We start from the raw sequence: 12936 nt of genomic DNA, 5'->3' as shown, positions 1-12936 counted from the left end.
ACCCTCGGCGGCGACCCCGAAGCCGAAGCCGACGACCGCCCGCCCGGCCGCACCGGCACCCGCGGTGACCTCGAAGAAGAAGGGCGTCGGCGTCTGGACGTTCAACGGCGTCAGCGCGGCATTGGCCAACTCCACGGCGAGCTGGTACTACACCTGGAACGTGGGCCACCCGGGAGTCACCAGCCCGAAGGGCAGCGAGTTCGTCCCGATGATCTGGGGTGCGAAGAGCGTCACCCCGAGCAACCTGCAACAGGCCAGGAAGAACGGGCGCTACCTGCTCGGCTTCAACGAGCCGGACATGGGCGGTCAGGCGAACATGAGCGTGGAGCAGGCGCTGGACCTGTGGCCGCAACTGGAGTCGACCGGCCTCCCGCTGGGCAGCCCCGCCGTCGCGTGGGGCGGGGACCGACCGGGCGAATGGCTCGACCGCTTCATGACCGGCGCGAAGGAACGCGGCTACCGGGTCGACTTCATCGCCCTGCACTGGTACGGCGGCGACTTCACCACCGCCAACGCGGTCAACCAGCTCAAGTCGTACCTCCAGGCCGTCCACGACCGCTACAAGCTGCCGATCTGGCTCACCGAGTTCGCCCTGATCGACTTCTCCAACGGGGTCCGCTTCCCCAGCCAGGCCCAGCAGGCCGCGTTCCTCACCGCGGCGACCCGGATGCTGCGCGGGCTGTCCTGGCTGCACCGGTACGCCTGGTTCGGCCTGCCCGCCACGGACAAGGACCAGACCGGCCTCTTCCGCACCGGCAGCGAAGCGACCGCCGTCGGCCGCGCCTACCAGGCCGCCCGCTGACCGGAACTACAACAGGTCCACATGGTCCCGCCAGGAGTGCTGGGGCTCGAAGCCCAGCACCCGGCGTGCCTTGTCGGTGCTGAGCAGCGTCTCGTGCTCACCGAGGTCCTTGCGGATCTCGACACCCGGGTAGACCTCCGCCATCAGGCTGGCGCTGGACCTGCTCATCACCGTGTCGGCGTTGGCGATGATGAAGACCTCGGCGCCCGGCTGGTCGTGGACGAGTGCCCGCTCGACCGCCTGGGCACCGTCGCGGGCATCGATGTAGCCCCACAGGTTCCACCGGCGCAGCCGCGGATCCGCGTCGAACGACGGGAACGGCACGTAGTCCTCGACGTCCATCACGTTGGAGAACCGCAGACCCACCATCACCAGCTCCGGATCCCACCGGCAGAAGTGCCGCGCCATCTCCTCCTCAAGAGCCTTGTTCAGCGAGTACGTCGACTCCGGGCGCGGCGCGTACTCCTCGTCGACCGGCGCGTACGGCGGCGGGGTGTCGAACGGCAGCCCCAGCACCGTCTCGCTCGACGCCCACACCACCCGCTTGATCCCTGCCGCCCGAGCCGCCGCGAACACGTTGTACGTGGCGGCCGAGTTGTTCGCGAAGGTGGTCGCGTTGCTGTGCAGCCCGGGGGCCGGTACCGCCGCCAGGTGCACGATGGCGTCGATCCCGCCGGGGTGCTCGTCGGCGCCGCCGGTGAACGCCTCCACCACCTGCCCGTAGTCGGTGAGGTCGACCAGGAGGAACTCGCCTCCGACGTCGCGGGGGTCGCGTCCGGCGGCGCGGTCGACGGCCAGGACGTCGACGCCGATGGCGCGCAGGTGGGTGACCACGGCGCGACCGAGCTTGCCGGTGGCCCCGGTGACGACGACACGCTTGGGCAGGGCGGGATTGGTCATGACCACATCTTCTCCGGCAGAGCGCGGCGCCCCACACGCGGGTGTGGTCCGCTCAGTTCTGGGGGTGGCCGGCCACCGCACTGGTCACGGGTCGCGAGGCCGCCCAGCGGCGGCACAACAACTGCGCTGCGGCTCGGCTTCGAAGAGCCGGGCCGACACGGAGGGCCATCGGTTGGTAACGTGGCGTCGGTTTCGGTGGTGATGACCGCCGATGTCCCTGGGGAGGGCCGACATGTGGGCGGACGACGCTGCGTTGGAGGCGGCGGGGCGCCGGCTCGATGAGTGGGAGTCGTCCCTAGCCGAGCGAGCGGCCCGGGCGACGGCTCTGTCGGCACGGCTTCAGGCACTGACCGGCACCGCCACCACCCCCGACCGGACCGTCGAGGTGACCGTCGACGCATCCGGCCTGCTGACCGACCTGCGGCTGGACGAGCGGATCCGGCAGCATTCTGCGACCCACACCGCCCGTCAGATCATGGAAACCACCAGGGCCGCGCACGTCGACCTGCTGAGTCAGCTCACCGAGGCGACCGCCGAAGCGCTCGGCGACGACGACCCGACCGGACGAGCGCTGATCGACTCCTACCAGCGTCGGTTCGGCTCGGACGAGAGCGTGCCAGATGCCCAGCGGTGACAGCATCCACGTGGACCCGGACGACCTGACCTCCCACGCCGCACACATCGACCGCAACGCCGACCGCCTCGATACCGCCCGCCAGGCCGGCCAGCACGTCCGGTTGAGCGCCGACGCGTACGGGCAGCTCTGCGCGATCATGCCCATCCTGTTGGACGGGCTCCAGCGCACCCTGGTCGACGGCATCGGCACCGCCGCCGGTTCGGTACACGACACCGCCGGGAGGCTGCGCACGAGCACGGACCACTACCGGGCGTCCGACGCCCGCGCCGAGCAGGTGTTGCGTCAGGCTGGGCGCCAGCGGTGACGACCAATCCACTGGTCGCCACAGCCTCCGCCTCCTCACCCAGCCCTTGTGCCGGCATCTGGATCTGCGAAGACATCGAGCTCATCGCCCAGGGCGTTCGTAACGGCAGTTGGATCGACGGCAGCCTCGGCGTGGTCAGTGCCGGCCTCGACGCTCTCGCCTTCGTCTCCGACCCGGTCGGCGCGCTACTCCAGTACGGCATCGCCTGGCTCATCGAGCACGTCAAGCCGCTCAGCGAGGCTCTGGACTGGCTCGCCGGCAACCCGGCAGAGATCGTCGCCCACGCCCAGACCTGGCGTAACGTCGCGGCCTCGCTGCGCGAGGAGGCCACCGGAATGGCCGCCGCCGTCCGCGCTGACGTCGCCGGTTGGGGCGGCACCGCAGGTCCCGCGTACCGGGCTTGGGCCGCGCAGCAGAACCAGGCCATCACCGGGCTCGCCCAGGGCGCCGACACCCTGGCCGCGATCACCGAGGGCGCCGCCGGTCTCGTCGCCGCCGTCCGACTACTGGTCCGCGACGCCATCGCCACCTGCGTCTCCCGCCTCATCGTGTACGCGGGCGAACTGGTCATCACCGGCGGGCTCGCCACACCGCTGGTGGTGGAGCAGGTCGTCACGACGGTGGCGTCATGGGGGGCACGAATCGCGAAGCTGCTCCGTGCACTGCTCAACAGCCTCCGCCGGCTCATCCCGGAGATCCGCCGACTCGGCGAACTCATTGAGCGGCTCAAGCAGGCTCTACGGCGGCTTCAAGACGGGAGCAGTGGTCGTCCGCCCGGCACCGGATCGGACGGGCTCGACATGCACGGGGGCCACACCAGCCGGCCTCACAACATCGGCGACTACGATCGGCAGGAACGATGGGCGGGAGAGGCGTACGACGCAATCCGGCAGCATGACGACACCGATGCGATTGCTGGTCAGCTTGCGGGCGCCCCTCGTCTCGATGGTTCCTCAGGCTTCCCCCGCGAGGAGATCGAGCGAATCCGTCAACACATCTTCTTCGAGGAACATCCAATGGATGACTACGCGGGCGGGATCATCCGTCAACGTTACGACCCAAGCGCTCCCATGGCTGAAGCATGGCTGCGCCTGCGTCGGGGCGATCCGTTGCCTGAGGACTATGCTCTCCTGGAGCACGAATTGGCGGAATCACGGTACTACGGGGCGCATCCGCAGGCGGATTACCGGGAAGCGCATCTCGCGGCCAACCGTGTGTCCAACTGGGAGGAACTGATTCCCGGGCCGACCTATGAGGACTACTCAAACTTCGGGGGTTAGCGCGATGGGCATGATGGTGGCCGCAAGGCGGATTGACGCCACCCAGGGTGAGGTCCGGTATGAGTTCGGATTCGAGGACAGGTTCGACCGGATCCTCACGATCGATCCCAGGACGCTTGAAGCACGCGTCGGTGACGGAGACTTCAACTCGGCCGCCAGCGCGATCACGGCAAAGATCGTCAACGCGTGGCGGTCCAGCGGCGAGTTCCCCGCGAGGATGTTATTCGCCAGCTGAACTACCGCCACCGCGCCCGGACCCCATCCCGGACCTGAGTTGTAGGCGGCACTGCGCGACCGAGGTAGGACGTGACTCGACGAGCTAGCCAACGCGCTCGACGGGCACGGCTTCAGCCTGTTGGCCGACGACGGCGCCCTCAGCCAACAGTCGCCGGAACGGTCGCTCGGATCGAACCCTTCATAGCGGACCGGAGCCCTCGGTCCGCGAGTCTTCATCGTGGGGAAATGATGGCTGGCCTGATCGTTTTGAAACCCGGGGTCGATTGGACCGCGACGGGAGGCTTGTTCGACTGGACGCTGGAGTTCCTGATCGCCCGTATCTCGGATAGGCAGGCTGCGGCCCACCTGCAGGAGATCGTCGACAACAATCTCGGATCTTTGTGGATCGACGACCTGCCGGCCGCGGCCAAGCAAGAGGTTGTCAACCACTGGCGGGAGGGCCTGGTTGCGGCTGGGGAGCGGCAACTGCCCGACACCGAGCACAAGACCGATGTCATCCGCCATCTTCAGGAGTTGGTGGAAGCTACCTACACCGCCGGTTTCGTCGCGCCGAACGATCTTGCATAGTCGGGGTCAGATACGGGGTACACCCGTAGCGCCCGGCAGCCTGCGTCCGGTCGGGGCAGTCTCTTACCTCGGCCGGGCTGCGACGCCTCAGGGCCAAGGACCTGATGATCGATGTGAACAAGCTGGCGCTTTGTGCGGCATTGCTCGAGCGAAATTGGCAGGATGGCGCCATGGCCACGGTCGCTGTGATCGGTCTGGGTGGGATGGGTAGCCGGATGGCGGGCCGGCTGCTCGATGTCGGCCATGACCTCGTCGTCTGGAACCGCACACCGCAGAGGGCCAGCGATCTTGTGGCGCGTGGCGCGGTCGCCGCCGACAGTCCGGCAGAGGCTGCCCGCCGGGCTGAACTGGTCATCACGATGCTGGCCGACCCGGCCGCGCTGCAAGAGGTGGTCGAGGGCCCGCAGGGCATCCTTGCCGGCGCTGACGCGTCGACGACGCTCGCTGAGATGTCGACGGTCGGGCCGCCCGCGGTGCGACGGTTGGCCGCGATGCTGCCGGAGGGCGTTGGCCTGCTCGACGCGCCGGTGCTGGGCAGCGTCTCGGAGGCCGAGTCGGGTTCGCTGCGGATCTTCGTCGGAGGGCCGGAGCAGCTCGCCCAACGGTGGATGCCGGTGTTGGGCGCGCTTGGCTCGCCCATGCATGTCGGACCGCTCGGTGCCGGCGCTGCGGCCAAACTGGTCGCCAATTCGACCCTGTTCGGGGTCCTCGCTGTTCTCGGTGAGGCGCTGGCTCTCGCGGACGGGCTTGGACTGCCGCGGGACACGGCGTTCGAGGTGTTGTCCGCGACTCCCGTCGGCTCGCAGGCGGATCGGCGACGACCAGCGGTCGAGTCCGGTCAGTTCCCGCTCCGGTTCGCGCTGTCACTCGCCCTCAAGGACGCCGATCTGGTCGTGTCGGCCGCCGAGTCGGTCGGCGTCGACCTGCCGGTCGCGGCCGCCGCGCGGCAGTGGGTCGCGTCAGCCCAGGAGGCGGGCCTTGGCGATCGGGACTACTCGGCCGTGATCGCGCACATCACCGACGCCGCCCGATCGGCCTGAGACCTGGCCGTGCGGCGGGCCCGTCCGGTGACCGTTCAACTCGCCGGGCAGCAGGCGATGCCAGATCGACCCGGCAGGTTCAGCGGGGTCGGCTCAGCCACTCCCAGGCGCGGCGGAGGCCCACCTGCACCGGGTCGTTACCCGCGGCCTCGACCTCTCTGGCCGGCGTGTCCTCGCCCGGCTCGTGCATCTCGGGGCCGGGCACCGACAGCACGACCCCCCGCTCGTACAGGTCGGCGATCTGGTCCCGGTGGGCGAAGCGGTGGGAACGGTACGGCTTCGGCGGGGCCACGATCACGCCGTGGAAGATGTCGGAGCGTTCGTCGGTGAGCACGTGCTCGACCACGCCGACGGGTGCCGATTCGACGTCGTAGACCCGGGTGCCGACGGCGAGCGCAAGGTACGAGACCTTCGCGCCGAGATCCTCCACGGCGTTCACGTTACCCGCCGCCTGATCCGGATGGGCCCGATCACGTAGTCGATGCGGACGCCAGGGTGGTGCGCGGCGGGGATCCGCCGCGCCCACCCACCACCTCGCCGTTCACGCGGTACGCAGCCAGCCGAGGGTCGTCATGGTGGAGAGGCTGGTCGCCTTGAGGCCACCGGCGGAGACGGTCCAGAGCACTCCGTCGATCACCAGTGACCGACGGATCGGCGTCAGGTCCTCGGGACGCCCCGTGCCCGGCGTGTGGTCGATTGTGCCGACCTCGGTGAACCCGCCGTCGTCGGCTCGCAGGGCCACAGCCACGTTGCTCGGCAGGCCCTTGCCGTAGACGGTCAGTGGGACCACGACCAGGCGTTCCGCCGGCCAGTAGAGGAACGCATGGGGGTCGAACTCCGCCTCGGAGTGCCCCTGCTTGACGTGATACTGGGCGAGCCGGGTCGGCTTGGTCGGATCGGAGACGTCGAAGAGCGAGAGCTGCGTGCCCTGGACGCGGCCCTGGGCGGACGCCTCCTGCCCGACACCGAGCAGCCGTCCTTCACCGGCCGGGTGCAGGTACGCCGAATACCCGTTGATCTTCAGTTCGCCGGTCACCTTCGGCGCGCCCGGATCACGCAGATCGACGGTGTAGAGCGGGTCGGTCTGCCGGAAGGTGACCACGTACCCGGTGCCGCCGACGAACCGTACCGCGTAGATCCGCTCCCCCTTGCCCAGTCCGGTGACCTTGCCGACGTGGGTCAGCGTCCTGCCGTCGGCGCGCAGGACGTGCACGCTGGACGTCGAGTTCGGCTTGTCGCCCCAGGTACGGCCACTGGTGGTGGCCACTCTCAGATGCCCGTCCCACTCGGACATGGCGTACTGGTTGATGAGCCAGCCCGGTACGGACGCGTCGGCGACGTACCGCGGGGCACCGGCGCCCGAGATGTCGAACTGATAGATGTCGGTGGTCTCGTCTTTGGGATCGGGTGCGACGTTCCGCGCCCTCAGCATCGGCAGCACCCGCCAGCGCTGGTCGTTGGCGACGTACAGCCGGGGTCCGTTGCTGTAGACGGTGTCGCCGTCGGCGATCATGCTGACCGGGTCGCCGGCGCCGAGCGTGGCCGCACCGAGGTTGAAGCTGAGCATGGTCACCAGCGACGTCCCGGAGTAGGCGGCCGGCCGGCTGATCCGTTCGCAGCCGACCCGTCCGGCGCTGGTCCGCCCGCCGGAGGTGACCTCGTACCGGGGCAGCCAGTCGTCGAGGGTGGCGTTGTCGATGATCTCGCGGTTGGCGGCGGTGCGTTGCTCTTCGGTGGCCCGTTGCGGGTGCGGGAAGTCCAGCCGGGGCGCGGAGCGGACCACGACCCGGACAGTGCTGCCCACCTGGCGGGCGTCCACCAGATTGCCGTCGATCCGGTATTCGCCGATGATCTTCGGGGCGTCGGACAGGTCGACCATGATCAGCCGGGGGCCGATGATGCCGTCCGGCGTCGGGGCGTCTGCGGTGCGCGCGTCTCCCCCGCGGATGGCCGGTTTCCCCATCCCGGCCCACCCGTCGCCGAGCAGCACCAGCGCCCGGTCGCCGTGCAGCAGCAGGCTGTCTTCGCCCCCGCGGAATCCATCGGCACCCGGTGCCAGTTTCAGTTCCCCGGTCAGCTGGCGGGTGGCCGGGTCGACCACGTACAGCTTGCCGTGCTGCACGGTGACGATCCGCTTGCCGTCGGTCTTGACCAGGTCCGGCTCATCGGCCCCGGCCTCGTGGGTGTTGGTGCCCGAGTAGCCGGGGGCGGCAGCTTTGGGCGCCGCATCCGTCCGCATCGCAGTGGCAGGCCCGGCGGCCTGTTCGGCGCCGGCGAAGGTACGGATGTCCCCGTTCGGCCCGAACCCCCAGGGCCCGACGTACGCCTTGGCCGCCGTCTTCAGCTGCTGCAACGCCTCCGGGCAGGAGTCGAACGCGACGAGCCGAAACCCGCCAGCCGGCACATCCCGGTCACGTGGCGGGACGGGAGCCGGCTCCGCCGTACAGCCGGTGACCAGCGCCAGGCCGGCGACCAGGGCCAGCCCCAGGACGCGAGCTGGAGTCATGAATCGAGGGACGCCGGTGGCGACGGTTGGCTGGGGTACGTGGGCGCTGCTACGCGTCATGCCCCCTACGACGTGGCTGCCCCTGGCTGGGTTCCCGCCATACAGACCTCGCACCCGGAGCTGTCCGATCGACGTGATTCGGCGAGGAGCTGCTCAGCTGTTCTGTGGGAAGCCGAGGTTCACGCCGCCGTGGGACGGATCGAGCCACCTGCTGGTGACCACCTTGGCCCTGGTGAAGAAGTGCACGCCGTGCGGCCCGTACGCGTGCGAGTCACCGAACAGGGAGTCCTTCCAACCCCCGAACGAGTAGTAGGAGACCGGAACCGGGATCGCCACGTTGACGCCGACCATGCCGACCTCGATCTCATTCTGGTACCGCCGCGCGGCGCCGCCGTCGTTGGTGAAGATGGCGGTTCCGTTCCCGTACGGGTTGGCGTTCACCAGGTCGACCGCCGCGTCGTAGCTGGGGACCCGCACCACCGAGAGCACCGGACCGAAGATCTCGTCGGTGTAGATGGACATGTCCACGTCGACGTGGTCGAAGAGCGTCGGCCCGAGCCAGAAGCCGGCGTCGTCGCCGTCGATCGATTGACCGCGTCCGTCGACCACCAGCTTCGCGCCCGCGGACCGGCCGGCGTCCAGGTATGACCGCACCCTGTCGCGGTGCGCCCCGGTGACCAGAGGTCCCATCTCGCAGCCCGGTCGGCGACCGTCGCCGACCTGGAGTCCGGCGATCCGTTCGCTGATCTTGCCGACCAGCTCGTCGCCGACCGGATCCACCGCCACGACGACGGAGATCGCCATGCAGCGCTCACCGGCCGAGCCGAAACCGGCCGAGACGGCGGCGTCCGCGGCGAGGTCGAGGTCGGCGTCGGGCAGTACGACCATGTGGTTCTTCGCGCCGCCGAGCGCCTGCACCCGCTTGCCGTTACGCGTTGCGGTCTCGTAGACGTACCGGGCGATCGGCGTCGACCCGACGAACGAGACCGCCTTGACCTCCGGATGCTCGAGGATCCGGTCGACCGCCTCCTTGTCGCCGTGCACGACGTTGAACACGCCATCCGGTAGCCCGGCCTCGGCGAGGAGCTCCGCCAGGAAGTTCGCCGCGGAGGGGTCCTTCTCGCTCGGCTTCAGCACCACGGCGTTGCCGCAGGCGATCGCGTTGGGAACGAACCACAGCGGCACCATCGCGGGGAAGTTGAACGGGGAGATCACCCCGACCACGCCGAGCGGCTGCTGGATCGAGTACACGTCCACCTTGGTCGAGGCGTTCTCGCTGAACCCGCCCTTGAGCAACTGCGGGATGCCGCAGGCGAACTCCACCGCCTCCAGCGCACGCTGTATCTCGCCCGCCGCGTCGGAGAGCACCTTGCCGTGCTCGGCGGTGATGATCTCGGCGAGGTCGGACTTGCGGGCGTTGAGCAGTTCGCGGAACGCGAACATCACGTTCGCGCGTTGGGTGAGGGAGGCGTGGCGCCAGCGGGAGAAGGCTTCGCGGGCGGCGGTGACTGCCTCGTCGACGTCCGAGGCGCTGGCGAAATCGACCTGCCCGCCGACCTGACCCGTCGCGGGGTCGTACACGTCACCCGTGCGCTGGGCGATGCCGGTCCATGCCTTGCCGCCGATCCGGTGCGTGATCCTCATGCCGACACCGCCCCAATTGCCTCAGCGAGGATGCCCAGCGCCTCGTCGGCCTCGTCCTCGGTGAGCGTCATCGGCGGGGCCAGCCGGATCACGTTGCCGTGCAGGCCGCCCTTGCCGACCAGCAGTCCGCGACTGCGCGCCTCCTCCAGCAGGGCGGCCGCGGCCGCGGGATCGGGTTCGCCGGCCGGGCCGACGAACTCGAGGGCGAGCATCAGACCCTTTCCGCGTACGTCGCCGACCACCGGATGCGTCGCGGCGACCGAGCGAAGGCCATGGATCAGGCGGTTCCCCAGCTTCGCGGCGTTCGCCTGGAGGTCGTGGTCGAGGAGGTAGTTGAGGGTGGCGAGGGCCCCCGCGGTGGAGATCGGGTTGCCACCGAAGGTGGAGATCGAGTTGGCCCGCAGGCAGTCCATGAGTTCCGCGCGGGCGACGACACCGCCGATCGCCAGACCGTTGCCGAGTCCTTTGGCGAAGGTCATCGCGTCCGGCACGACGTCGTGCGCCTGGATGCCCCAGAAGTGCTCGCCGGTACGCCCCCAACCGGTCTGGACCTCATCGGAGACGAGCAGGATGCCGTACTCGTCGAGCACCTTCTTGAACTCGCGGAACAGGCCGTCGGGCGGGGAGGCGAAACCGCCCACGCCCTGGATCGGCTCGACGATCATGCACGCCACGTCGCCGGCGGTCGCGGTCTCGATCACCTCGCGCAGGTCGGCGACGCACGCCTTGACGTAATCGGCGTCCGACAGGTCCTTGAAGGGGCTGCGGTACCGGTAGCCACCGTGCACCCAGCTCACCGTGATCGGGCTCAGCTCACTGGCCGACCAGCCACGGATGCCGGTGATCGCGACGGTGGCGAACGCGCGCCCGTGGTAGGAGTTGCGCAGCGCGAGCACCTGCCCGCTGCGGCGGTACTGCGTGGCGAGCATCAACGCGGTCTCGTTGGCCTCCGTGCCCGAGTTCGTGAAGAACACCTTCGCGTCCGGGATCCCGGACAGGTGCGCGATCTTCTCGGCGAGCTCGACCTGCGACTCGATCAGGTACAGCGTCGAGGAGTGCAGCACGCCGGTGTCGAGCTGCGAGCGGACCGCGTCGCTGATCTCGGCCACGTCGTAGCCGACCGAGTTGGTGAGAATGCCGCCGAAGAAATCGAGGTACGTGCGGCCCTCGCGATCGGTCACCCGGCGACCGTGCGCGCTGGCGATCTCAATCGGCTCCTCGTAGTAGAGGGCCAACCACTTCGGCAGCACGGACCGGTGTCGATGCAGCAACTCCCGATGCGCCATCGCGTCCTCCGTATCTCGTACCTCAGCCGAGTGTCCCGAGACTTCGGTGCTCACCGCCACCGACAACCTGTACGGGTCGGCATCGATGGCGCTACGTTGTGTGCAACCCCGCAGGGGAGGCGGCATGTATCCGACGGTCGCAGAAGCGGTGGCGCTGCCCGTGATCCGGCGCGGCCGGCCACGCGTCGTCGCGGGGTCCGATGGCATGCAGCGGCCCGTCCGCTGGGTTCATGCGGCGGAGGTCGCCGACATCGCTCACCTGCTGCGCGGTGGCGAACTCGTGCTGACCACCGGCATCGCGCTGCCGGACGAGGAGACGGCACTGACGGCGTACGTGGACGACCTGGCCGCGGTCGGCGCGGCGGGGCTCGTGGTGGAGTTGGTCCGGCGCTGGAGCGACCACGTGCCGGACGCGCTGGTGGCCGCTGCGGAACGGCACCGGCTTCCATTGATCACGCTGGCGCGGGAGACCCAGTTCGTGTCCGTCACGGAGGCGGTCGTGGCGTTGATCGTGGACGCGCAGCTCGCCGAGCTGCGGGCGGCTGAGCAGGTGCACGAGACGTTCACCGCGCTCACGGTCGCCGGAGCGGAGCCAGCCGAGGTGTTGCGCGAGGTCGCGAGGATCTCCGGGCTGCCGGTCGTCCTGGAGACGCTGGGGCACGACGTGCTCGCGTACGACTCGGCCGGGCAGGACCCGATCGAGCTGCTGACCGACTGGGGGCAGCGATCCCGGTCCGTGGCGGTGTCCCAACGGACCGCCTACGACGAGGAAGCCGGCTGGTTGATCACCGCGGTCGGCGCGCAGGGCGCCGACTGGGGACGGCTGGTCCTGCTCTCGCCGGCCCCTCCCCCGCACCGGCACGTGGTGGTCGCGGAGCGGGCCGCGTCGGCGCTGGCGGTGCACCGGCTCGTGGCGCGGGATCGGGAGAGCCTGGAGCGGCAGACACACCGGATGTTGCTCGCGCAACTGCTCGGCCAGGCGCTGCCTCCTGCTGATCTGACCACGCGGGCGGCCGCGTTGGGCGTTGCGCTGGAGCGGCGGAAACTGGTCGGGGTGGCGATCCGACCGGGGAGCATCACGCCGCGCGCCCCCGCACTGGCCACGCAGGAGGTGTTGCGGGACCTCGCGGAGGCCACCGCGTTGGCCGCGCGACGGGTGAGTGTGCCGGCGTTGGTGGGCGTCGTGGACGACACCAGCGTGCGGGCGTTGTTGTCGTTGCCGGCGCAGGCGGAGGTCGATGCGATCCTGCGGCGGTTGGCCAGAGAGGTGCACCGCTCGGCGGCCAGTGCCGTGGTGGTGGCCGTCGGCACGACGGTGTCGCAGGTGTCCGATGTGCGGCGCAGCCTTGGCGAGGCCGCACACGTCGCCGGTGCCGCGCTACGGTCCACCGGCGCCCAGGTCTACCACCGGCTGGACGACGTGCGACTGCGTGGCCTGCTGCACCTGCTGCGCGAGGACGAGCGTGTCCGGGCTTTCGCTCACCGGGAGCTCGGGCCCCTGTTGGCGCGCGACGACAGCCAGGGCAGCCGGCTCGTGGAGCTGCTGCGCTGCTTCTGCGAGCAGGGCGGGAACAAGTCGGCGGCGGCCGGCGCCGCGCACCTGTCCCGTACGGCCTACTACCAGCAGCTGTCGCGGATCGCGCAGGTGCTCGGGGTGTCGCTGGAGGACCCGGAGTCGATGTTGTCGTTGTACGTGGCGCTGCTGGTGCACGAACTCGACGACGCGTGACGGG

Annotated in this window: 13 protein-coding genes; 8 read left to right on the top strand and 5 right to left on the bottom strand. The window is 69.7% G+C overall.

Annotation, left to right across the window (positions count from 1 at the left end; all coding sequences use genetic code 11):
• Positions 1-802 (top strand): glycoside hydrolase family protein (locus tag EAD89_RS15350; RefSeq protein ID WP_199733514.1); only part of this gene is annotated, 802 nt, incomplete at its 5' end.
• Positions 803-808: 6 nt separating this feature from the next.
• Here EAD89_RS15350 and EAD89_RS15345 read toward each other — a convergent pair.
• On the bottom strand, positions 809-1702 hold the full coding sequence (locus EAD89_RS15345) for an NAD(P)-dependent oxidoreductase (RefSeq protein ID WP_121676181.1): 894 nt from the start codon (positions 1700-1702) through the stop codon (positions 809-811).
• 211 nt (positions 1703-1913) lie between these two features.
• Between EAD89_RS15345 and EAD89_RS15340 the strand changes: the two genes are divergently transcribed.
• The 6 genes from EAD89_RS15340 (at position 1914) to EAD89_RS15315 (ending at position 5767) form a co-directional block, all read left to right on the top strand.
• Entirely contained in the window at positions 1914-2336 is a 423-nt protein-coding gene (locus EAD89_RS15340) for a YbaB/EbfC family nucleoid-associated protein (RefSeq protein ID WP_233578705.1), read from the top strand.
• Positions 2323-2643, top strand: a complete 321-nt coding sequence (locus EAD89_RS15335; RefSeq protein WP_121676180.1) for a type VII secretion target — start codon at positions 2323-2325, stop codon at positions 2641-2643. Before EAD89_RS15340 ends, EAD89_RS15335 begins: the two co-directional genes overlap by 14 nt.
• Positions 2640-3923 (top strand): WXG100 family type VII secretion target, encoded by a 1284-nt coding sequence (locus tag EAD89_RS15330; RefSeq protein WP_121676179.1) that lies wholly within the window; start codon positions 2640-2642, stop codon positions 3921-3923. The genes EAD89_RS15335 and EAD89_RS15330 overlap by 4 nt, the downstream gene beginning before the upstream one ends.
• 4 nt (positions 3924-3927) lie before the next feature.
• A complete protein-coding gene (locus EAD89_RS15325) occupies positions 3928-4158 on the top strand; it encodes a hypothetical protein (protein ID WP_121676178.1) in 231 nt (76 codons plus the stop codon).
• Between the two features lie 227 nt (positions 4159-4385).
• Positions 4386-4727, top strand: coding sequence for a hypothetical protein (locus EAD89_RS15320; RefSeq protein ID WP_233578703.1), 342 nt, complete (start codon positions 4386-4388; stop codon positions 4725-4727).
• A gap of 104 nt (positions 4728-4831) precedes the next feature.
• Complete coding sequence (locus tag EAD89_RS15315) at positions 4832-5767, top strand: NAD(P)-dependent oxidoreductase (protein WP_121676177.1); 936 nt, start codon at positions 4832-4834, stop codon at positions 5765-5767.
• Positions 5768-5846: 79 nt separating this feature from the next.
• Here EAD89_RS15315 and EAD89_RS15310 read toward each other — a convergent pair whose 3' ends face one another.
• From EAD89_RS15310 to EAD89_RS15295, 4 genes are all read right to left on the bottom strand, one after another.
• Positions 5847-6197, bottom strand: a complete 351-nt coding sequence (locus EAD89_RS15310; RefSeq protein WP_233578701.1) for a hypothetical protein — start codon at positions 6195-6197, stop codon at positions 5847-5849.
• A gap of 111 nt (positions 6198-6308) precedes the next feature.
• Positions 6309-8273 carry a beta-propeller domain-containing protein gene (locus EAD89_RS15305; protein WP_233578700.1) on the bottom strand — a complete coding sequence of 655 codons (1965 nt, stop codon included), beginning with the start codon at positions 8271-8273 and terminating at the stop codon, positions 6309-6311.
• Positions 8274-8426: 153 nt separating this feature from the next.
• Positions 8427-9917, bottom strand: a complete 1491-nt coding sequence (locus EAD89_RS15300) for a CoA-acylating methylmalonate-semialdehyde dehydrogenase (RefSeq protein ID WP_121676175.1) — start codon at positions 9915-9917, stop codon at positions 8427-8429.
• The gene (locus EAD89_RS15295) at positions 9914-11203 is read right to left on the bottom strand and encodes an aspartate aminotransferase family protein (protein ID WP_121676174.1); all 1290 of its coding nucleotides are present in this window, start codon (positions 11201-11203) and stop codon (positions 9914-9916) included. Before EAD89_RS15295 ends, EAD89_RS15300 begins: the two co-directional genes overlap by 4 nt.
• Before the next feature lie 124 nt (positions 11204-11327).
• Here EAD89_RS15295 and EAD89_RS15290 point away from each other — a divergent pair, with 124 nt between their 5' ends.
• Positions 11328-12932, top strand: a complete 1605-nt coding sequence (locus EAD89_RS15290; protein ID WP_121676173.1) for a PucR family transcriptional regulator — start codon at positions 11328-11330, stop codon at positions 12930-12932.
• Positions 12933-12936: the final 4 nt, after the last annotated feature.

This window comes from Micromonospora sp. BL4 (assembly GCF_003667505.1).
Taxonomy (GTDB): domain Bacteria; phylum Actinomycetota; class Actinomycetes; order Mycobacteriales; family Micromonosporaceae; genus Micromonospora.
Note: the sequence above shows the minus strand (reverse complement) of the source record. Positions and strands in the feature narration are given on the sequence as shown.